This is a genomic window from Candidatus Brocadiia bacterium, assembly GCA_041658285.1.
In the GTDB taxonomy this organism is placed as follows: Bacteria; Planctomycetota; MHYJ01; order JACQXL01; family JACQXL01; genus JBBAAP01.
Genome location: JBBAAP010000007.1, coordinates 36,045 through 57,117 on the forward strand (window position 1 = coordinate 36,045; position 21,073 = coordinate 57,117).

The following is a 21,073-nucleotide window of genomic DNA, read 5'->3' on the forward strand; positions in this document are numbered from 1 at the left end:
GAATCCTACTTGGCAGTCTTGGCCGCTTCCTTGATTAGTTCCAGAGCGATGACCTCGCGCTGTATCTGGTTGGTGCCTTCGTAAATCTGGGTAATCTTGGCGTCGCGCATCATCTTTTCAATCGGGTACTCTTTCATATAGCCGTATCCGCCGAATATCTGGACCGCGTCGGTAGTGACCTTCATAGCCGTATCCGAGGCGTAGAGCTTGGCCATAGCCGAGATGGCGCCGACGTTGGGGTGTTTGTTGTCGGCGGCCCGGGCGGCTTCGTAGGTCAGGTACCTAGCCGCGGCCACCTGGGTAGCCATATCGGCCAGCATGAACTGCAGACCCTGGAACGAAGCGATGGATTTGCCGAACTGCCTCCGGGTCCGGGCGTAGTTTACAGCCAGGTCCAGGGCGCCCTGGGCGATGCCCAACGCCTGCGAGGCGACGCCGGGACGCGATGCGTCAAAGGTCTTCATAGCCACGAAGAAACCCAGCCCTTCTTTGCCCAGAATCTGGTCCTTATGGACGCGGCAGTTCTCGAATACCAGCTCACGTGTGGCCGAGGCGCGGATGCCCATCTTGTTTTCCTTCTTGCCGAAGCTGAAACCGGGCGTATCCTTTTCAATGATGAAAGCCGTGGCGCCGCGCGCGCCGCGTGATTTGTCGCTCATAGTCACGACCGAATATATCTCGGCCTCGCCGGCGTTGGTAATCCACTGCTTGGTGCCGTTGATAATGTAATAATCTCCATCCTTGGTGGCCGTGGTCTGGATGCCGCTGGCGTCACTGCCGGCGTTGGCTTCGGTCAGTCCGAACGCGGCCAGCCGCTTGCCCGAGGCTATTTGCGGCAGGTATTTCTTCTTCTGGGCCTCGTTGCCGTAAAGGATTATCGGAAAGGTGCCCAGAGCCGTGGCGGCCAGGCAGAGCGAGATGCCGCCGCAGGCCCGGCTGAGCTCTTCGGTAACGATGCACAGGTCGAGCACACCGCTGGTGGTGGCGATACCGCCGTATTTCTCGTCGATAAAGACGCCGAAAAGGCCGGCATCGCCCAGGATTTTGGCTATCTCCCAGGGGAACTCGTTGGCTTCGTCGTATTTGGCGGCCACCGGACGAATCTTCTCGTCGGCTATTTCCTTGGCCAGTTTGCGCAGTTCCTTCTGTTCATCGGTCATGTTATAATCGGTTGTAAACATATAATCCTTTCAATGTAATATGCTAATATGAAATTCGCAATATGTAATTTGCTATTTGTAGTCTGGCAGTTTGATGGCGCACGCAAAGCGTGGTTGCCAGAATTACTGCCAACTATACTAGGCTGTAACTCACTACGTTCTAACAGCCTAAGTATGGTATTTACCAACGGCGATGGTCGCGTTATGGCCGCCGAATCCGAACGAATTGGAGATTACATTTTCGACCGTCATCTTGCGCGACTTGTTGGGCACATAATCCAGATTACACTCCGGGTCCGGAGTCTCGTAATTTATGGTCGGATGAACAATATCATCCCGGACTGACAAGACAGCCGCAATCATCTCCACCCCGCCCGACGCGCCCAGCAGGTGCCCAACCATGGATTTGGTCGATGAAACAGCCAGCTTTTTGGCATGTTCACCAAACAGTTTGTTTATGGCCTTGGTCTCGGTCATATCGTTATAAAGCGTGGATGTGCCGTGGGCATTAATGTATGAAACATCTTCCGGTTTAAGATTGGCGTCAGCCAAAGCCAGTCTCATAGTCATAGCCATGCCTTCACCGTTCGGGTCGGGTGCGGTGATATGATAGCCGTCGTCATTCATGCCGAATCCGAGCACTTCGCAATATATCTTAGCCCCGCGCGCAATGGCATGGGACAGTTCTTCCATAATAACTATACCGCTGCCTTCGCCCATGACGAAACCGTCGCGGTTCTTGTCAAACGGGCGGCTGGCTTTTTCGGGTTCGTTAATACGTTTTGAAAGCGCCTTTAGCGAAGTGAATCCGGATATGCCCAGCGGCGTAATGGCCGCCTCAGCGCCGCCGGTCACAATGATATCGGCTTCGCCATGCTGAATAGTCCGCAGAGCCATGCCCATAGCGTGGTTGGCCGATGCGCAGGCTGAGGCCACACCGAAGTTGGGGCCTTTAAGCTTATAATGTATGGCGATCTGTCCGGGCGCGGCGTTCATCATCAGTTTCGGTATGGTGAACGGAGAGACCCGGTCCGGCCCTTTATTTAGGAGCCGGGAATGCTGTTCTTCAAACTCGCTGAAACCGCCGATACCGGAGCCGATGATGGCGCCGATGCGGTGAAGATTTTCCTTGGCTAAGTCCAGTCCGGAATCTCTGACCGCCTGGATGGCGCAGACCACCGAGAACTGGGCGTAGCGGTCCAGCCTCTTAGCGGCTTGCGGCTCGATGTATGAGTCTGTGCTGAAACCTTTAACCTCACCGGCAATGTTTATTTCGTATTTTGTAACATCAAAGTTCTCTATTTTAGAGACACCGCTTTTGCCGGCTAAAAGGTTGGCCCAAAGTTCCTCCGGGTTCTTGCCCAGGGAACAAACACTGCCTAACCCGGTAATAACGACTCTTTTTCTTTCCATAGTATAAAATCACCCCCCCGATACAAAATCAGGGGGAAACTACCAGATATGAGCTATTTTTTCGCGGCAGCCAAAGCTTTTTCCACGTAATTAATAGCGTCGCCGACGGTCTGTATCTTTTCTGCTTCATCGTCCGGAATCGACATACCAAAAGACTCTTCCATCTCCATAACCAATTCCACGGTATCAAGCGAATCCGCCCCGAGGTCATTGACAAATGAGGTTTCCGGAAGAACCTTTTCGCGGGCGACTCCTAATTGCTTGCAAACTATCTCTGTCATTTTGTCCTGTATTTCCTGTTTAGTCATAAACAACTCCTTTCTTAATTGTAACCTGTATATGGGATTAACTTATAAATGTCAAGAAAAAATAACAGTTTCGCCAATAAGAATAGCTCAACATTAATCAATCTTTATCGGATTAAACCCCGGTATTCTTTATTATTTTACCTTCGGCTATGGTTATAAATCAAAGCCATTGCCTCAGCCCGGGTTGAAGGATTCTTGCGGAATACCCCGCGGACAACCGAAGTGGTGATAGCCGAACCTGGTTTCCTTACCCCGCGCATGGTCATGCACAGATGCTCGGCCTCGATAATGACCATAACGCCCCTTGGTTTAAGCGCCTTCATAATCGTTTCGGCGATGGTCACGGTCAGGCGTTCCTGGACCTGCGGCTGCTTGGAAATGATATCGACCACCCGGGCCAGTTTACTTATGCCGCTTATTCGCCCGCTGGCCGGCAGATAAGCCACGTGCGCTTTGCCGATGAAAGGAAGTAAATGGTGTTCGCATATCGAGTAAAAAGGAATATCCTTGACCAAAACAATCTCGTCATGCTCCTGGCTGATTAACGTTTTTATGACGCGGGCCGGATTGACCCCGATGCCCGAATAGATTTCCTCGCACATCTCCGCGATGCGCTGGGGCGTTTCCTTCAGCCCTGCCCTATCAGGCGATTCGCCGATGCCTTCCAAGAACAATCTTATGGCCTTGACTATTTTAGCTTTATTTATCATAAAAGCCCGTATCTCCTTCATTATTTATGCCGCTTAAGTTTCTTTATCAACGCCTGCTCTACTTCTCGGGGAAGGAACATACCCACATTAGCGCCCAGGGAAACGGCCTCCTTCATCAACCGCGAGCTTATGAATGAATATTTTTCACAGGTCATGACAAAGATAGTTTCGATGTCCGGAGCAATGGCCCGGTTGGTAAGCGCCATCTGAAACTCGGCCTCAAAATCGGATATGGTCCGGATGCCACGCAGTATGATATTGGTTTTCTGCATTCTGACATAATCTATGAGCAGGCCGTTAAAACTGTCAACCTTAACATTGGGATATTTGCTTATGCATTTCCTAATCAGGTTTACTCGTTCACTCTTTTTGAAGAGCAGAGGCTTTGCCTGATTATCGGCCACGGCCACAATCAATTCGTCGAACATCCGCGAGCCGCGCTCTATGACATCCAGATGCCCCTTGGTAACCGGGTCGAATGAACCGGCATATACAGCTTTGCTCATTAAAATGCTCCTCTTCTATTTAAATCCAATGCCAAGATAGTTAAATCCCTGCTTCTCCATCATTTGGGGGTCAAACATATTACGGCCATCAACCACCAAAGGAGTTTTCATTATGCGCTTTATCCGCTTGAGGTCCAGATTCTTGAATTCATCCCATTCCGTAATAATGGCCAGGCAATCCGCACCGCTAGCGGCTTGGTAGGAATTACCGACATAATGAACCTTACCCGCTGGCAGGATTTTTTTCATATTATTAATGGCCTTGGGGTCGTAGGCCGCGACTATGGCGCCCTTCCGGATTAAGCCCCTGATAATATCAAACGCCGGAGACTCCCTGATATCATCGGTATCCGGCTTGAACGATAACCCCAGAACAGCTATCTTTTTATGTTTAACCGAACCGCAGGCTTTTTCTATTTTTCTGATGAAGTGTTGGCGCTGGTCGCGATTAATGCTTTGAACGGCCTTAAGCAAATCGAACTTGCAGCCTAATTTCTCGGCGATATGGACAAAGGCGCTGACATCCTTGGGCAGGCAAAAACCGCCGTACCCGATACCGGCCCGAAGGAACTCACGGCCGATACGTTTATCAAGACCAATACCATACGCCACTTTCCGGACATCAGCCCCGCTTTTCTCGCAAATCTGGGCAATCGCGTTGATATAAGATATCTTCATGGCCAGAAATGAATTTGCCGCGTGCTTTATCAACTCGGCGCTTTCGAGGTCGGTAATCAATATCGGCGCTTTAAAGGATGCGTATAATTTACGCATGACGCCTTCGGCCCGCTTGGTTTCCAGCCCGACGACAATGCGATCAGGATACAGAGTGGTTTTTATGGCCCGGCCCTCTTGGAGGAACTCCGGATTAGAAATAACGTCGAACTCGGCCCTGGCCGGTGCGTATTTCCTTATGGTCGTTTTTAGCTGTTCGGCCGTCCCAACCGGAACGGTGCTTTTCTCGGCAATTATCTTGTATCTGGAGCTAAGATTCTTGGCTACTTCACGGGCGACTCTTTTTACCTGAGAAAGGTCTGCCCCGCCATTGTCACCCAAAGGCGTCCCCACGGCGATAAAGATTACATCAGCAAAGCGAACCGCTTGGCCTATATCCGTCGAGAATACCAGCCTTTTCCGAGACTGGTTCCTCTTAACCAATTCGGCCAAACCCGGTTCATAAATCGGAAGATGACCTGACAGGAGTGTTTTTATTTTTCCGGCATCACTGTCTACGCCTAAAACCTTATAACCGCGCTCGGCGAAACACGCAGCGGTTACCAGGCCGACGTATCCGCAACCAATTATGCCAATATTAATTTTCACTGAAACTACCTCTTAAAAACGCCCTTAGGAGTAAGCGTAACCGCAAAAAAGGTCTCGTCCTTGCCCTTATCAACCGTTATTGAAAAATTAAGGAAGAATTCATGCAAATCCCGTTGTAATGAATAATTTCTGTTAGTAAATGTATCCTGCTTAAAATCATATTGTTCAGCAATTGACACCTGCCATTTTTCCACTGGCGTACACGACAAGCCCAAACTCAAAGCATTTGAACTATCGATGATATATCGCTCGGTTATAGCTATATTCCAACCGGTATAAGGCACGAAGCTTATTCCCGCCGTGTTAACCTCCGGTTTGTGTTTCTCGGTATTATATTCTGTCTTACCGAAGAAAGAAAATGGCAGATTAGGCGTAAAAAGAACATCCATATCAAGATTCGATGTCCGCCGTTCCTCAAAACTGCCATTTTTATCCGGCGCCAGGGTTATCCAACTCATTGGATACAAATAATTCGAACTGTTAAACGATATCGTATCCCGGTTGGAAACCGGATATCGCTCTATGGCAAGACCGATATTAAGAAATTCATTATAATTAGTATCATCAGGAGGAGCCTGCGAACTTCTGGTCTTAAAACGGTTTCTTACTTCAAAATACCATTCACTAAATTCGGTCAACTGGTCAATTTGATCGGTATTTATCAATTCAGAAGGCAACCTGGTAACTTGGTAGTTATTGTTATATCGCGCCTCCAGCGAGACTGTATGCATAACATTATTAATGCCAAGATATTTATTCTTGGTGTCAAAGACACGATTAAATTGCGAGAATAATCTTACCCCCCCGGAAGAGATAAAACGGTCAAGATAATTATCCTGCTGAATCCCTTTATCGTATCCGGTAAGGCGTGTCGATACAAATGGCGTTACCTTAATAAATGAAATTTGCTGTGGGCTTGAGAGCTCGCCCATCAAATCAAAGCGGGAAAGCGATTCCGAAGCCAGACCTGTCTTTTCATCATATTTCAGGTTAAGCTTACTCACTTCGGCATTTAATGTACCGTAAACCGGGACATATTTCAAGGGCTGATTTATCAAGTAGTAATTCAAAGCCGGAAGATATTCTGTCTGGCTCTGGAATTCATTCAAGCGCTTTCGCCCCAGTAGTGTTTGCCCGCTATTATCATCCAAACGGCGTAAATATACATAAGACTCCGGAGCTTTCTCCTCTTTGGTCTCGCGCTCGAAAAACTCTATCTGGAATAACCTATCGCTCAAAGAATAAACCTCCGCATCCGCCCTGATTTTATCACTCAACTGCTGCCGGTGAAAAGCATGAATACGATATCGTGATGTTTGCTCGGTCGGTAAAGGTTCCCCGAATAGTCCATAGAGGCCCCTGTCATAACTGGTCGGGACCGGGCCTTTATCGTCGATATAATACCCTTTGATATAACCGTTATAATTCAACCATTTATATTTCAATCCCGGCTCAAAGCCATTTCCCCGCCTCTGGAAATAAGCATGTTCCAGCGAAAGATCACCCCACCGTTTGGTTTTATATCGTCCATCGCCATCTTTTAATATTTCACCGTTTTCATCACGCTTAAACTTATCAAGATTAATACCCCAGTTGCTTTGCACCGTGGCCCCAAACCGATAAGTCCGCTCGTAATGAACAGACCTGAGCAAACTGTCTTGCCCAAGGGTTTTGCTATAATACGGGAAATAGAAAAACGGTATGCCCCAAAAATGCGGTATAATATTGGTAAAGCTTATAATTTTCCCTTTCTCATCGTTAGTAAATTTAATGGTGCTGGCCCAAAAATAATAATGCGGTACCCCGTGAGTGCATGTGGTAATCGTTGCCTGATGAGCCGTTGACGTTTTCTTATCAGACTGATATACCATCTTCGCACGGATAATAACCGGTTCGCTTTTCTCGCCCTCCAGACGTGACGAGGTTCTTATTTCCACGTTAATACTCACGCCCGTATCATTTGCAAAATTATAATAAAACCGGTCGGCTAGCAAGGTATCATCTTCACTGATAACTTTGATATTACCCTCAGCATAGACCTCATTAAAAACAGTCCCGTCCGCATTCCCATTTGTTTGACCGGGAGCATCGGCCTTATTCCAAGCAATCAAAGTATCAGCCTTAATAACCTTGCCGGCATGGTAGAGCTCTACATTTTCGGTAAATGCGGTAATCTGAAGATTGTCTTCCTTCCAGCGTTCCAAATGGCCGTAATGTATGTATGCGGAAGGCTCTGTTTTGGCATTATTCTGGGCGGTCCCCTCCTGAGCATTACTCACGCTCCCGATAAGGACCAAACAGAGTATTAGCGGCATCAATCTATTTAACATTTTATCATTTATAATGAAAAATCCCGTATGCGTCAAATAAAACTTGACAATAACCAATAATAAGTAAAATTAAATCCATGCCCATATCTCAACGGATAGAGTGACGGCCTCCGAAGCCGTATATGAGGGTTCGATTCCCTCTGGGCATATTCTAAATCCAGATCTGATAAAAACAGGATAGTTAACGCCTCAACCAGTTTTAAATACGGAATATTCGGCTTAATTCACCTCAAATTAATCCTTATTTGTTCTTATCCCACCATTCCTTGGCCTTAGTAATAACATCATCTTTTACGTTTTGAGGAATGGTCACCGGCGTAAATTTTTGGTTCGCAGCAAGAGCTTGCACAGTATTCAATATAGCATGAAAAGAATTGTAGTCTGTTTCCTGCGAAAGAATCTCAATCAGCAATGGTATCGAATCCTTATCCCCAACTGATTGGATGGCAGCTAGTATATTGGGCTGAACGGCTGTGTGCGCCGTTTTATACATATTTATTAAAACTGGAGCTATTGTTTTCTCATTACGATACCTCCCCAAGGATCCAAGAACCGTTTGCTGAACATACGGATCCTTATCATTCTTGAGGATGGCTAAAAACTCCGGGATTAATTTAGGGTCGGCATAATTAGCCAGCATACCCATAGCCTGAGTTCTTATATTTATTGAAGAATCCTCCTTCATAACCCGGACTAACTCCTTTGTCACTGATTCATCCCTGAATCTATTAAGCGCATAAAGCACCGTGCTTTTTATATTACTATCCGCCCCCTTTAGCATTTTAAGGATTTCCGGCAGAATCGTATTGTCACCTATTTCCGCCAGAGTATATAAAGCGGCCTGCTTTATCTGATGGCTCGGCTCATTCAAAGCGGATAATAACACCGGCATAACCTTCTCGTCTTTGCCACCTTTACTCATCAGCCATATTAAGGCAGCCCTCATATTCTCGTCTTTATCTTTGCCATATAGCTGTATAATATCGTTATTAATGGACTTAAAGTTCACATTGGCTACATTCCTCAGAGCTGTTGCCACTGAGTAGCGCACATCAGGAGGCTGGGAATTATCCTTAAGGATATCTATCAGAATAGGCGACGATTCATCACGGCTTAAGAAATACACCATATCATTAACAAGCGCTTTATCGCTGAAATTCTTGTTCTTCAACTGTCCGATAAATTTATCCATCCGCTTAGTAAAAGGTTCACGCCATTTATTAAGTGCAATAAGCTGAGCGGCCCGCTCCCGTATTTCGGCATCTCCATTCGACAGGGCCTTCTCCAACCCGGGCCGGGCCAGCATCCCGAGTCTCGACAACTCTTCACTGGCTTTCTCACGTATTTCCCACTGCTCATCGCCTAATTGGCTTATTAAACCATCTATGCCTTTATTCAAATACTCTGTAAAATCCTGTGAAGCAGCCCCAAATACGGTCAATCCGATTAAAAACAATATGATGAATATCGGGAATTTACCCATAAGAACCTCCTTTGTATTAATAGCAGAAATGAATTTAACCTTATTGTTATTCCGTCTTAACTACTCTTGCTTCAAAAGTCCTTATTATATTTTGCACTGTCTCATCCTGAAGCGCCTCATTCGACGCTTTAACAGCGGTTCTTGATACATCATCTTCCGAATAACCAGGCATGCCGGAATCACCGCTCTCGCTCAACTGAGTAAAAGAAAGCGGCAATCTTGCGCCAGTCACCTTCTCCAAACAACCTTCCACTATCTTTTTATTTGCCATCTCCTCAAGCTTAGAACGATGAAAGTTATGCAACTTCAAAAAACCAATCACTACTTCGTGCTGGTTCATTTCCGTTAACTGTCCTTCCTTAAGAAACGGGAAAACCTTGGTCGGGCTGACTGATTTAACCTCAGCCAGTATCTGCGCCCATAATGACTGCTTATCCTGGTCAGAAAGCAATTCCATGTTACATCCGGAATTACCCGGTTTTTCAAAATTAGCCTCATCCTTAATAGCCATCGGCTTTCTCTCTTCCGGCTCCCGAGGCGCTGATTTCTCGGCGTTCACTTTAGCAACAGGCATCGGCTCAGAATGCCCAGGTGCGAGCTGCGCTAATCTCAAAAGTGTTACTTCCACCCATAAACGTATTGCACTCGTCTCTTTTATGTTCTTTTTAGCTTCACTCAGGATTTTAATATATTCCAGCAAAGTATCCACGCTAAAATACCCAGCCTGCTTTTGATAGGCGCCTTTATCTTCAATGATTTCGGCCTTCTCCTTAGGGTTGGTCGCCATCAGAATCAGGTACCAAAAATGCTCTATCAACTGCTCAATGAACGTATTTATATCTTTACCCTCGGCGATAACCTTATCGGTTATGTCAATTATATTCTCCATCTGCCGATGGTATATGGCATCAACAAGCTTAAATATTACAGCCGAATCAATTGCTCCGCTCAAATTCTCCAAATCTTTAATGGAGACTTTAGACCCGGCATACGATATCAGCTGGTCCAGTATGCTCTGGGCATCGCGCATGGAGCCGTGAGCCAAACGCGCCACCGTCTTCATTACGGAATCTTCAATATTGAATTTCTCTTTCTTGGTTATTTCGCTGATTTGCTGATATATCAAGTTTGTCGGAATGCGCCTGAAGTTAAACCTCTGGCACCTGGAAATTATCGTGTCCGGAAGCTTGCTGATCTCAGTCGTTGCAAATATAAATTTAACGTGAGGCGGCGGCTCCTCCAGGGTTTTTAATAAGGCATTAAAAGCATCCGAAGTCACCTGGTGCGCTTCGTCTATGATATAAACCTTAAATCTACTTCTTAATGGAGTATAAGCCACATTCGAAATAATATTCCGTATGTCGTCTATCTTGCGATTAGAGGCCGCATCCATCTCTATGACATCGGTATCCGTTCCTTCGCTTATCCTCTTACACTGCTCGCATTCATTGCATGGGCTTACCGTCGGTTTTTTACCACAATTAAGAGCCTTGGCAAATATCCGCGCCATAGATGTCTTGCCCACCCCGCGCGGACCGGAAAAAATATAGGCGTGAGAAACCTTATTCTCAAGTATGGCGTTCTTTAATGTCGTCCCGATGTATTCCTGGCCTACCACATCATCAAACGATTTGGGACGATATCGACGGGCAATGACTATGTAGGACATAAATAAAATGGAGCGGGCGACCGGGTTCGGACCGGCGACAACAACGTTGGCAACGTTGTACTCTACCAACTGAGTTACGCCCGCTTGAACTGCGATGAATTTATAGCACCCGTTAAGAGAATGTCAAGTATTTTTACTCGAGCACCCCTTTTCGTACTGACTAATCTTATCCAACCGCCGCGTATGCCGTTCTTTCTCAAAAGGCGTGGCTAACCACACCTTGACAATTCCCTCTATATCACTCGGCTGCAAAATCCTTGCGCCCAAGCATAATACATTCGCGTCATTGTGACGCCGAGACATCTCCGCCGTCAATTCATTATGGACCGTTACCGCCCTGATACCCTTAACCTTATTGGCGGCAATCGCCATCCCCAGTCCGCTGCCGCAAACAAGGATTCCGCGCTCATAGGCGCCTGACGCTACAGCTTCGGCAACCTTAAAGGCATAATCAGGATAATCCACCGAATCCTCACTGTTGGTCCCGAAATCCTGACAGCTATGACTGAACTTCTTCACCAATGATTTCACAACCTCTTTAACCTTAAAACCGGCATGATCTGAAGCAATGGCTATTTTCATAATTGCAACCTTTCAATTGCCTGCTTAATCCTAAAAGCGCAGCTTCTGTAAACACTTATATCCTGACCAATCGGGTCGGCAATATCCTCTCCCGAAATATCAAGAAGGCTGATATTGTCCGCAGCCGGCATCCATTCGCGTAAAGTTTCCAAATGCCCCTTGGTCATAACATAAACCTTATCTGCCTCCTCAACCAAAGTTAAGGTAACCGGCTGAGAAAGATGGGATTTTATATCCACGCCCATCTCATTCATAACTTTGACAGCCAGCCCCGAAGCCGGACTGTTATACACTGCCGAAGTACCGGCCGAACCTACCTTGTATCCACGAGCCTCAAGCTGTGTTACCGGAGACCCAATCTTCTGGGCCAGCATCTTGCGGAACAAACCAGCCGCCATCGGGCTGCGGCAGGTATTACCGGTGCATACAAACAGAATCAATTTATAATCAAGCTTACGTATATCATCAGCTTTTATAGACCCTTCTCGTAGAATCTCACACTTGTTATCCGAGCCTATCTTAATTACACTCGAAGAAACGCCTAATTTAGCTGTTCCCCCATCAACTATATAATCTATCGCGTTTCTAATCACACCGGATATTTTATCAACCGAGCTGGGCGCTGTTTCACTAGCCGTATTAGCGCTGGTGGCAATAACTTTAACGCCTGACAGTCTTATCAAATCACGAGCCACTTTGTTATCGGGCACCCTGAACCCCATCCAATTATCCTTTCCGTCGGGCAAAACTATAGTCACCGGACCGGGCATGTAATTTCTTATTATACGCTTTGCCAATCGCCCTATTGAGGATGTCATCCGATAAATATCATCAACATCAGCCAGATGATAAGTGAACGGCCGATCTGCCGGACTGTTTTTGAGCTGGCGCAGACGCCTTACCGCATCAGGATTATCCACATTAACAGCCAAGCCGTAAACTGTCTCCGTAGGAAATGCGACTATTCCGCCATCGGCTATGATGCGCGCCGGCTCCTCCAGAAGCTCAGGCTTGTAGTCGGTGCTGTTGATTTTAATTATTTTTGCTGGCAAAGTATTAATCCGCAATAATTATCTGGTGCGCGATACAGGATTCGAACCTGTGACCCCTTGGGTGTGATCCAAGTGCTCTAACCGGGCTGAGCTAATCGCGCGTCACAAATGCGAAATGCAGAGTTCGGAACACGTAATAACTCCACAAGCCGCAATCATCATTGATATCTTGTGGACCAGATGGGATTCGAACCCACAACCTTCTCATTGCGAACGAGATGCTCTCCCAGCTGAGCTACTGGCCCGTTTAATGGTGCGCGGTACAGGATTCGAACCTGTGACCCCTTGCGTGTCGAGCAAGTGCTCTAACCGGACTGAGCTAACCGCGCGCGCCTGCTAAATATATGAAAATCCAAGAACTAGTCAATTAAATCGGCCTTAATAATTCCACTTCATCACCCTGCCACCACTTGATTGTGCCGTCCGACTGTTCCACGGCAATACCCTTGCAAGGATCCAAGTCAACCGCCTTGCCCTGATAGGCGCAATCCTTGGAGCGTAATGAAACCATCTTATTCAGAACCGCCGAATAATTCCGCCAGGCATCGTTGATTAAATCATCCTTCTTATCCCGGAGCGCCTGATACCAGTAATCCAACCGGATAATCAATTCCTCGGTCAGTGGCTGGATGGCTATCTCATAACCATTTTCTATCAGAGCGGAAGTCGCAATATCCTTAATATCATCAGGCAGTTCTTTCTGCCCAACATTAACATTCATCCCGATGCCCAGCACCGCCGCTTCAGGCGCCTTGGATACGAATTTTGTTTCAATAATGATTCCGGCTATCTTCTTGCCTTTGATAACAACATCATTAGGCCAGCGTATCATCGCCTCAAACTTATGGGCCTTAAGGACGTCAGCCACGGCCAACGCGCCGATGGCCATCAGCGAAAACATCTTGTCCACCGGCAACTGGGGCTTCAAAACTACCGACAGCCAGATACCCTTTTGGGTGGGCGAAACCCAATTCCGCCCGAATCTGCCCCTGCCCCTCATCTGTTCGCCGGCCAATACCACCACGCCGTCTTCGGTGCCATTCGCAATCTCCATCCAGGCTAAGTCGTTGGTTGAGGTTACCTTTTTGTAGTAAACAATCCGCTTGCCGATGGTCTTGGTATTAAGATTAGGAAAATTCGGCTCGTCCATAAAGTTATTCAATCTCCAGAGAAATGTCCAGCGCCGGAGCCGAATGAGTAATCGCTCCGACTGATATGAAATCCACGTCTGTCTTGGCGATATTACGCACGTTACGCAGGTTCACCCCGCCCGAGACCTCCAGCAACGGACGCTGGCCGGCCGGCATACCCTCGACTATCTTGACCGCCTGGGTTATCGTCTTTAAATCCATATTGTCCAGCATAATCACCGTCGGTCTGACCCTAAGCACCTGAACCAATTCGTCAATCGTCTCGACCTCAACCTCTATCACCTTTTTGTATTTCTTTAACCCTGTCATCATCTTGGTAATGTTCTCCAGCGAAATCAGTTTCTTGTGATTATCCTTAATCAGGAATGACTCGGCCATATTCATCCGGTGGTTCGTCCCGCCGCCCAGCTTGACCGCGTATTTATCCAGGGAACGCCAACCAGGCACGGTCTTACGAGTATCAAGCAGCTTTGTCCTAAATCCCCTGATTTGCTGGATAAATTTATTTGTATAAGTGGCTATGCCGCAGACGCGCTGAAGAAAATTTATCACAGTTCGTTCGCCGGCCAGTATCGCCCTGGCATCGCCGCTCATGGTTGCCAGGACCCGTCCTTCTTTGACCGACTCGCCTTCCTTGGCCTTGATGGCGATATGAACGTTTTTGCTTATGAATTTATATATTCTCGGCACCAAAAACAAACCGCCGATAATCCCCGGCTCCTTGGCGATAATATATCCGCGAGCCTTACGTCCCTGTCCGATAAGCGCCTTAGAGGTAATATCATTTCTAGCGCAATCCTCTTCCAAAGCAAGCTTGATTATCTGATCTAAAGATTTAAAAGAATCCATAGGATTACTTCTTATTTAAAATATTATATATAGCTGTTCCGACAACCGCCGGGCTGTCCACCACGGTCACGCCGCATTCGATGAGTTTGGCCGTCTTTTCCTGGGCTGTGCCCTTGCCGCCGGAAATAATCGCGCCGGCGTGGCCCATCCGTTTTCCTTTGGGCGCGGTCCGGCCGGCGATGAAACTAACTACCGGTTTGGTGACATTCTTCTTGATGTATTCGGCCGCCTCTTCTTCCATAGTGCCGCCAATTTCGCCTATCATAATTATGGCTTTGGTTTCATTATCCCGCTGGAACAACTCCAACGCGTCCACGAACGAGGTTCCGATAATCGGGTCTCCGCCGATGCCCAAGCAGGTGGACTGGCCCAGCCCGACCTTTGTGGTCTGCCAGACCGCTTCATAAGTAAGAGTGCCACTGCGCGAAACGATCCCGATATTGCCCTTCTTGTGGATATAGCCGGGCATAATACCGAGCTTGCTCTCTTCCGGTGTAATCACGCCCGGGCAGTTCGGTCCGACCATACGTACGCCCTTATCGCGGTAGACCTTATACACCTTAACCATATCCAGGGTCGGGATACCCTCGGTGATGCAAACAACCAATTTAAGCCCGCAGTCAGCCGCCTCCAGCAAGGCATCAGCCGCAAAAGCCGGCGGCACAAAAACCACGCTGGTATCTGCTCCGGTAGCGCTGACCGCCTGGCGCAGGGTATCATAAATAGGAACCCGGTCATCGAACTTGGTGTTACCCTTGCCCGGGGTCACTCCAGCCACGATTTTAGTGCCGTATTCCAGCATCTGCTTGGTGTGGAAACTGCCGGCCGAGCCGGTTATGCCCTGAACAACGACCTTGGTATTTTTATTAACTAAGATGCTCATATTTTATAGCTTAAGACTCTCAACGACTTTCTTAGCCGCTTCGTCCATACTATCAGCCGAGACGATATTCAGACCGGATGCTTTTAATATCTTCTTGCCGATGTCTACGTTGGTGCCTTCCAGCCGGACCACCAGCGGAAAACCAAGACCCACTTCCTTCACCGCCGTGACGATACCCTGGGCGATGATGTCGCACTTCATTATCCCGCCGAAGATATTGACCAGGATGGCCTTAACGTTCTTGTTGGCAATAAGAAGTTTAAAAGCCTGGGTGACCTGCTCAGCCGAAGCTCCGCCACCCACGTCCAGGAAGTTAGCCGGTTCGCCGCCGTGCAGTTTTATCAGGTCCATCGTAGCCATAGCCAGCCCGGCGCCGTTGACCATACAGCCGATATTGCCGTCCAGCCCGATATAGCTCAGGTCATACTTCGAGGCCTCGTATTCAATCGGGTGCTCCTCGTTGATGTCCCGGCATTCAGCTAGGTCCTTGTGCCGGAACAGCGCCCGGTCGTCCAAGTTAATTTTGGCGTCAAGCGCCATTACTTTCTTCTCATTTGTAATCACCAGCGGATTAATCTCGGCCAGCGAGCAGTCGTTTTCTATGAATAATTTGCTTAACTTAATGAATATGTCGGCGTAGGCGGCGCTGCCCAGGCCCAGCGCAAAGACCAGCTCGCGCGCCTGGAACCCGGCCAAGCCCAGATGCGGGTGGAACGGCATCTTGATAATCTTCTCAGGCGACTTGCGGGCCAGTTCTTCTATTTCCATGCCACCCTCGGCCGAGGCCATCATCACCGGCGCCGAGGTCTTGCGGTCTATGACGATGCCCAGATATAATTCGCGGGCAACCGGAATGGATTCCTCTATTAAAACCTTGCGCACTGTTCGTCCGGCCGGACCGGTCTGGGCAGTGACCAGCGTCTTGCCGATGAGCTCGCGGACAGCGGCTTCGGATTCAGCGGCGGACTTGACCACCTTGATACCGCCGGCCTTGCCGCGGCCGCCTGAATGGATTTGCGACTTGACTGCGGCTATTGGCGCGCCAAGACGAGAGAATATTTCGCCCGCTTTAGCCGGGGAATCGGTCATCTCCCCCTTAGGCGTGGGGATACCGTATTTATTGAGCAATGCCTTGGCCTGATATTCGTGTAAATTCATAATACTACCACGAAAACGCGAAAGTCCGAAATAACTATTAAAACTTTTCGTGTCTTTACAATTTCGTGACTTCGTGGTAGATTATTTATCAAACTATTTTCCCAAGGTCAAGGATTTTCTGATTAGTGGCAGTTAGTCCCGATGCCGCCGCAGGCGGTTCGGGGCGTTATCTGCCACATTATCCTGACGAAGTTCATGGATTAGGCGGTCAGGAGCTATACATATTAACTGTACAAATAGGGGGATACCCTAACCCTCGTAGTATGTACTATGGTTTCCCCCCTATAGATAACCATATCCTCGCAGTAGGATAACCATACCCTTGCCGTAGGATAACCATACCCTCGCCGTAGGATAACCATACCCTCGCCGTAGGATAACCATACCCCCGCAGTAGGATAACCATACCCTCGCCGTAGGATAACCATACCCTTGCCGTAGGATAACCATACCCCCGCAGTAGGATAACCATACCCCCGCAGTGAGATAACCATATCCCCACAGGGAGATGCCCATACTCTCCCTTAGGGGGTAAGGTACCCACCCCCCTAAACGGACTAAAAACGAATATAACGCAGAATTGGGGTGAAATCCTGCAGGATTTTTACAGGGAACAAGCCGGTCGTTCCTTGGAACAACTCAGTCGTTCCTTGGTACAGACCGTTCGTTCCTCAGTACAAACCGTTCGCACCTCAGTACAAGCCGTTCGTACCTCAGTACAAACCATTCGTTCCTTGGTACAGACCGTTCGTTCCTCAGTACAAACCGTTAGTACCTCAGTACAAGCCGGTCGTTCTTGAGTACAAGCCGTCTGTCGCCCTCTACATCCCGTCTGTTGCCCCTGCCTGCCGGCAGGCAGAACTCTTTTTAGAGCCAGTTTGAGCGTAGCGAATTACTGGGTCTTATCCCGCTTATTCCAGCGGGAGTGGTAGATATGTCTCAAGATTTGTGGGGAATTACGGGAACGCCTTGGTTATCTATTCGTTATGCTGCCCCCTAATTACCAAAATAAAGTATTAATATTGCCCCTAAACCAAATAATAGTGGCAATACAGTAAATCCAGCGAAATAAAGTGCATCCCAGCTATTTAATATTAGTTTAACGATAGGGGTATCAATCTTTTGATGAGTCTTTTCTTCTAATAAAAGGTCACGAAGCATACGGAATTCGTTTAATCTTTTATGCGCATAAATTTCAGCTATAAATAATACGAGTATAAAGAATCCCATCGCACATGCTAAAAATACTGGTTCAATAAACTTGCTGGTTTCGGCACTTTTGGCAAACAGGAGAATCCCTGACGATATCACCATTGAATAGGATGCAAGTCGCCATTCCATATCCCGATACCTAAAAATCTCATTATTATACCACTCAAGAAAATCACTATCTTTAAGACTCATAATCAACACACTCTCTATTACTCAATAAGTTTGCTAACTCGTTCATTCATTATTTTCATTTCTTCTACCATTTCTTTGTACTGTTTTTCATCAGGAATAAAAAGATCTAAAAGCGAAATATTAGCCGCAATATTCTCCTTTATTTCTCCAGCTGTAACTGCATGTTTCGATACGGCAGACATATTAGAAAAATCCTCATATTTTAATATTTTTACTAACGCTAAACTGATAATATCTTTAGGATAAGGCAAGACACTTTCGTACTCCATATATACTGGTTTTCTATTAGATAGATATTCTCCAAACTCTCCAGCAATATCCCAAGCTTCCTTTAAGCTCATATTTTTAATCTGCTCTGACGAAAGATGTTTCATTAATCATTCTCCTTTCTATAATTCAGCAATATGCCTTATTGAACAATTTAGGGAACACCTTATGTCAACCATATGCTTAACCACACATTACTAAAACTCTTCTTTCCGTCCACAGTTTATACTAAAAATATTGCATCGGATATTTTATTTGTTACATTGTGCACCATTAATATTAACCACGAAGGCTCGAAAGTAAGAAATTTTAGTGTTTAGTACTCTGGCAGTTTGAGTGTAACGAATTACTGCCAGGTATACTGGGCTAATAACGACTAAAGTCTAACAGCCCAAGTATGTTTTCGTGGTAAACTAAGGAGAACTTTTGAAGTGAAAAAGTCATCTGACGGGCACAAGGCCAAGTGGCAAAATAACATCAAACGGCTGGTTGCCAAGCACGGCTCGCCGCTGTTCATCATCAACCGGTCTAAGCTGGCCGAGAACCTCCAGCGTTTCCGGCAAATGCTCCCCCGGGTAGAGCCGTTCTACGCGGTCAAGTCCAACCCGCACATAGAAATACTCAAGGTCTTTGCCCGGATGGGCTCGAACTTCGACGTCGCCTCGCGCGGCGAGATGGAAGCCCTACTAAAACTGGGCGTCAAGCCTAACCGGATGCTCTTTGCCAATACGGTCAAGAAGCCGGAGGTCATCAAATTCGCCATGTCCAAAGGCATCCGGATGATGACCTTTGATTCGGAATACGAACTGAACAAAATGGCCGAGACGGCGCCGGGGGCCGAGGTGCTGGCCCGCATCAAGGTGCCCAATGTCGGCTCCATCGTGGAGCTGTCCGTCAAGTTCGGGCTGGAACCGCCCGACGCCATACCGCTCCTGGCCAAGGCGCATAAACTGGGACTCAAGCCGATGGGCTTATCGTTCCACGTCGGCTCGCAATGCACCAACGTGGAAAACTACATCGAGGCGCTGGAGCTGGCATCCATCATCATGCGCGACGCCAAGCTCAAGCAGTTGTCGCTGGAGGTGCTGGACATCGGCGGCGGATTCCCGATTATGCATTTTGACAATGAATCGGATTATTTCATCAATACGGCCAAGACCATCAACAGCGAAATAAACCGCCTGTTCGAGAGTAACATCCGCATCATCTCCGAACCGGGCCGGGTGCTGTGCGGACCGGCCTGCACGCTGGTGATGACCGTCATCGGCAAATCCATCCGGGGCAACAAGCATTGGTATTATCTGGATGACGGCGTTTACGGCGCGTTGTCCGGCATCGTCTTTGACCATTGCAAATACCAGTATCAGGTAATGAAGAAAGGCCCAACCCAGATTTCTACTCTGGCCGGCCCGACCTGCGACGGATTTGACGTCATTTCCAATACCGAGGAACTGCCGGAACTGGAAATCGGCGACCTCGTTTACATAGATAATATCGGAGCTTACAGCACGGCCACGGCCACGGATTTCAATAATATCCCCCGTGCCGGCGCGGTAACTATTTGAGCCGCTAATAAAACACAGGCCTTTGTGCCCTCTGTGTCTTTGTGGTGAATAAAGGAGTGTATCATGAAAAGAGACCATCGGATGAAAAAAGACTTATCAGATATGCCTGATTGGTTAACGAGCAAGAAATGCCCGCATAAAGGCAAATACCTGTCTGGCAAACGCATCATGCCTAAGGGCATCACCGGTAAGGAATCCACGACAGAATTAATCAATAATTCGTTCCTGGCATATAACGCGGCCCGGCTAAAGGAAGGCTGTATCCTTTTTAGCGAGCGTATGCTGGCCAATGACGTGACGGTGGGCATGAGCCTGGCCGGAGCCCTGACGCCGGCCGGAATAGGCGCTTCAGCCGTGGTTCCTTTAATCAAGGCCGGATTCGTGGACTGGATAATCGCCACCGGAGCCAATATGTATCACGATATCCACTTTGCTATGAACCTACCCCTGCATGTAGGCTCTCACCTGGTGGATGACGCAGACCTCAGGCGCAACGATGTGGTCCGGATATACGATGTCTTCCTGGGTTATACCGACTGTCTGATGGAAACCGACAAGAACCTGCAGGCAATCCTGAAACAGCCGGAATTCCAGAAAGAAATGGGCACGGCCGAGTTCTATTACAACCTCGGGCGCTACCTGGCCGAGTGGGAACGGAAGAACAAACTCCACGACGTTTCGGTGTTGGCCGCGGCTTACCGGGCCGGCGTGCCGGTGTTCACCAGCTCGCCGGGCGACTCGACCATCGGAATGAACATCGCCGGGCTGGACATCGCCGGATACCGGATAAAGATTAACCCCACCATAGACGTCAACGAAACCACCGCTATAGTTCTGCAGGCCAAGCGGAGCGGCGGCAAGTCAGCCGCGTTCCTGGTGGGCGGCGGCAGTCCCAAGAACTTCCTCTTGCAAACCGAGCCGCAGATACAGGAAATCCTGCGCATCAAAGAGGTCGGCCACGACTACTTCTTCCAGATAACCGATGCCCGTCCGGATACGGGCGGACTTTCCGGCGCCACGCCGCACGAGGCGGTCAGCTGGGGCAAGATCGACCCGAACAGACTGCCCGACGCCATCGTCTGCTATTTGGATGCCACGGTCGCCCTGCCGGTGATAACCCATTACGCCCTGGCCAACCACAAGAAACGGCCGCTCAAAAAGTTATATTTCAAACGCGGCGAATACGTGGAAAAGCTGGTGCGCGAATACTTCGCCCATAACCCGCAGGTCCGACCGCCGAAGAGGTGATTCACCGTAAAA

19 protein-coding genes and 5 tRNA genes are annotated in these 21,073 nt (G+C 48.1%); 3 read left to right on the forward strand and 21 right to left on the reverse strand.

Annotated elements, in window-relative coordinates:
• Positions 1-5 precede the first annotated feature (5 nt).
• The 7 genes from WC980_07460 to WC980_07490 all read right to left on the reverse strand — a co-directional run bounded on the left by WC980_07460 (position 6) and on the right by WC980_07490 (position 7,750).
• Positions 6-1,181, reverse strand: coding sequence for an acyl-CoA dehydrogenase family protein (locus WC980_07460; protein MFA5794887.1), 1,176 nt, complete (start codon positions 1,179-1,181; stop codon positions 6-8).
• Positions 1,182-1,328: 147 nt separating this feature from the next.
• Entirely contained in the window at positions 1,329-2,573 is a 1,245-nt protein-coding gene (gene fabF / locus WC980_07465) for a beta-ketoacyl-ACP synthase II (protein ID MFA5794888.1), read from the reverse strand.
• A gap of 53 nt (positions 2,574-2,626) precedes the next feature.
• A complete protein-coding gene (locus tag WC980_07470; GenBank protein MFA5794889.1) occupies positions 2,627-2,881 on the reverse strand; it encodes an acyl carrier protein in 255 nt (84 codons plus the stop codon).
• A gap of 137 nt (positions 2,882-3,018) precedes the next feature.
• A complete protein-coding gene (gene folE, locus WC980_07475; GenBank protein ID MFA5794890.1) occupies positions 3,019-3,591 on the reverse strand; it encodes a GTP cyclohydrolase I FolE in 573 nt (190 codons plus the stop codon).
• A gap of 20 nt (positions 3,592-3,611) precedes the next feature.
• A complete protein-coding gene (coaD, locus tag WC980_07480; protein ID MFA5794891.1) occupies positions 3,612-4,097 on the reverse strand; it encodes a pantetheine-phosphate adenylyltransferase in 486 nt (161 codons plus the stop codon).
• Between the two features lie 15 nt (positions 4,098-4,112).
• Positions 4,113-5,420 (reverse strand): UDP-glucose/GDP-mannose dehydrogenase family protein, encoded by a 1,308-nt coding sequence (locus WC980_07485; protein MFA5794892.1) that lies wholly within the window; start codon positions 5,418-5,420, stop codon positions 4,113-4,115.
• Between the two features lie 5 nt (positions 5,421-5,425).
• On the reverse strand, positions 5,426-7,750 hold the full coding sequence (locus WC980_07490) for a hypothetical protein (protein MFA5794893.1): 2,325 nt from the start codon (positions 7,748-7,750) through the stop codon (positions 5,426-5,428).
• Positions 7,751-7,827: 77 nt separating this feature from the next.
• Here WC980_07490 and WC980_07495 point away from each other — a divergent pair.
• Positions 7,828-7,899 (forward strand) — tRNA-Arg (locus WC980_07495).
• Between the two features lie 92 nt (positions 7,900-7,991).
• Here the strand turns inward: WC980_07495 and WC980_07500 are convergent.
• The 14 genes from WC980_07500 to WC980_07565 all read right to left on the reverse strand — a co-directional run bounded on the left by WC980_07500 (position 7,992) and on the right by WC980_07565 (position 18,355).
• Positions 7,992-9,233: a HEAT repeat domain-containing protein gene (locus WC980_07500; protein MFA5794894.1), complete on the reverse strand. Its 1,242-nt coding sequence runs from the start codon at positions 9,231-9,233 to the stop codon at positions 7,992-7,994.
• 46 nt (positions 9,234-9,279) lie between these two features.
• Entirely contained in the window at positions 9,280-10,902 is a 1,623-nt protein-coding gene (gene dnaX / locus WC980_07505) for a DNA polymerase III subunit gamma/tau (protein MFA5794895.1), read from the reverse strand.
• 8 nt (positions 10,903-10,910) lie between these two features.
• Positions 10,911-10,986: transfer RNA gene (locus WC980_07510), tRNA-Gly, on the reverse strand.
• Positions 10,987-11,025: 39 nt separating this feature from the next.
• Positions 11,026-11,484, reverse strand: a complete 459-nt coding sequence (gene rpiB / locus WC980_07515) for a ribose 5-phosphate isomerase B (protein MFA5794896.1) — start codon at positions 11,482-11,484, stop codon at positions 11,026-11,028.
• Complete coding sequence (locus WC980_07520; protein MFA5794897.1) at positions 11,481-12,536, reverse strand: L-threonylcarbamoyladenylate synthase; 1,056 nt, start codon at positions 12,534-12,536, stop codon at positions 11,481-11,483. The genes rpiB and WC980_07520 overlap by 4 nt, the downstream gene beginning before the upstream one ends.
• 23 nt (positions 12,537-12,559) lie before the next feature.
• Positions 12,560-12,637, reverse strand: a tRNA-Val gene (locus tag WC980_07525).
• Positions 12,638-12,708: 71 nt separating this feature from the next.
• Positions 12,709-12,781: transfer RNA gene (locus WC980_07530), tRNA-Ala, on the reverse strand.
• 6 nt (positions 12,782-12,787) lie between these two features.
• Positions 12,788-12,865 (reverse strand) — tRNA-Val (locus WC980_07535).
• 38 nt (positions 12,866-12,903) lie between these two features.
• Positions 12,904-13,686: a biotin--[acetyl-CoA-carboxylase] ligase gene (locus WC980_07540; GenBank protein MFA5794898.1), complete on the reverse strand. Its 783-nt coding sequence runs from the start codon at positions 13,684-13,686 to the stop codon at positions 12,904-12,906.
• 4 nt (positions 13,687-13,690) lie between these two features.
• On the reverse strand, positions 13,691-14,536 hold the full coding sequence (gene nadC / locus WC980_07545) for a carboxylating nicotinate-nucleotide diphosphorylase (GenBank protein ID MFA5794899.1): 846 nt from the start codon (positions 14,534-14,536) through the stop codon (positions 13,691-13,693).
• Between the two features lie 4 nt (positions 14,537-14,540).
• Entirely contained in the window at positions 14,541-15,419 is an 879-nt protein-coding gene (sucD, locus tag WC980_07550) for a succinate--CoA ligase subunit alpha (GenBank protein MFA5794900.1), read from the reverse strand.
• A 3-nt stretch (positions 15,420-15,422) separates the two neighbouring features.
• Positions 15,423-16,577, reverse strand: coding sequence for an ADP-forming succinate--CoA ligase subunit beta (sucC, locus tag WC980_07555; GenBank protein ID MFA5794901.1), 1,155 nt, complete (start codon positions 16,575-16,577; stop codon positions 15,423-15,425).
• 996 nt (positions 16,578-17,573) lie between these two features.
• A complete protein-coding gene (locus WC980_07560) occupies positions 17,574-17,981 on the reverse strand; it encodes a hypothetical protein (GenBank protein ID MFA5794902.1) in 408 nt (135 codons plus the stop codon).
• A gap of 17 nt (positions 17,982-17,998) precedes the next feature.
• Positions 17,999-18,355, reverse strand: coding sequence for a hypothetical protein (locus tag WC980_07565; GenBank protein ID MFA5794903.1), 357 nt, complete (start codon positions 18,353-18,355; stop codon positions 17,999-18,001).
• A gap of 324 nt (positions 18,356-18,679) precedes the next feature.
• On the opposite strand from WC980_07565, the gene WC980_07570 reads away from it, so the two are divergent.
• Together WC980_07570 and speY are read left to right on the forward strand one after the other, a co-directional pair.
• The gene (locus tag WC980_07570; protein MFA5794904.1) at positions 18,680-19,813 is read left to right on the forward strand and encodes a type III PLP-dependent enzyme; all 1,134 of its coding nucleotides are present in this window, start codon (positions 18,680-18,682) and stop codon (positions 19,811-19,813) included.
• 63 nt (positions 19,814-19,876) lie between these two features.
• On the forward strand, positions 19,877-21,061 hold the full coding sequence (gene speY, locus WC980_07575) for a deoxyhypusine synthase (GenBank protein ID MFA5794905.1): 1,185 nt from the start codon (positions 19,877-19,879) through the stop codon (positions 21,059-21,061).
• Positions 21,062-21,073: the final 12 nt, after the last annotated feature.

Bases quoted from the DNA above. Each gene is read 5' to 3' on its own strand.
- WC980_07460 (MFA5794887.1), bottom strand. From the start codon at position 1,181: ATGTTTACAACCGATTATAACATGACCGATGAACAGAAGGAACTGCGC.
- fabF (MFA5794888.1), bottom strand. From the start codon at position 2,573: ATGGAAAGAAAAAGAGTCGTTATTACCGGGTTAGGCAGTGTTTGTTCC.
- WC980_07470 (MFA5794889.1), bottom strand. From the start codon at position 2,881: ATGACTAAACAGGAAATACAGGACAAAATGACAGAGATAGTTTGCAAG.
- folE (MFA5794890.1), bottom strand. From the start codon at position 3,591: ATGATAAATAAAGCTAAAATAGTCAAGGCCATAAGATTGTTCTTGGAA.
- coaD (MFA5794891.1), bottom strand. From the start codon at position 4,097: ATGAGCAAAGCTGTATATGCCGGTTCATTCGACCCGGTTACCAAGGGG.
- WC980_07490 (MFA5794893.1), bottom strand. From the start codon at position 7,750: ATGTTAAATAGATTGATGCCGCTAATACTCTGTTTGGTCCTTATCGGG.
- WC980_07500 (MFA5794894.1), bottom strand. From the start codon at position 9,233: ATGGGTAAATTCCCGATATTCATCATATTGTTTTTAATCGGATTGACC.
- dnaX (MFA5794895.1), bottom strand. From the start codon at position 10,902: ATGTCCTACATAGTCATTGCCCGTCGATATCGTCCCAAATCGTTTGAT.
- rpiB (MFA5794896.1), bottom strand. From the start codon at position 11,484: ATGAAAATAGCCATTGCTTCAGATCATGCCGGTTTTAAGGTTAAAGAG.
- WC980_07540 (MFA5794898.1), bottom strand. From the start codon at position 13,686: ATGGACGAGCCGAATTTTCCTAATCTTAATACCAAGACCATCGGCAAG.
- nadC (MFA5794899.1), bottom strand. From the start codon at position 14,536: ATGGATTCTTTTAAATCTTTAGATCAGATAATCAAGCTTGCTTTGGAA.
- sucD (MFA5794900.1), bottom strand. From the start codon at position 15,419: ATGAGCATCTTAGTTAATAAAAATACCAAGGTCGTTGTTCAGGGCATA.
- sucC (MFA5794901.1), bottom strand. From the start codon at position 16,577: ATGAATTTACACGAATATCAGGCCAAGGCATTGCTCAATAAATACGGT.
- WC980_07560 (MFA5794902.1), bottom strand. From the start codon at position 17,981: ATGAGTCTTAAAGATAGTGATTTTCTTGAGTGGTATAATAATGAGATT.
- WC980_07565 (MFA5794903.1), bottom strand. From the start codon at position 18,355: ATGAAACATCTTTCGTCAGAGCAGATTAAAAATATGAGCTTAAAGGAA.
- speY (MFA5794905.1), top strand. From the start codon at position 19,877: ATGAAAAGAGACCATCGGATGAAAAAAGACTTATCAGATATGCCTGAT.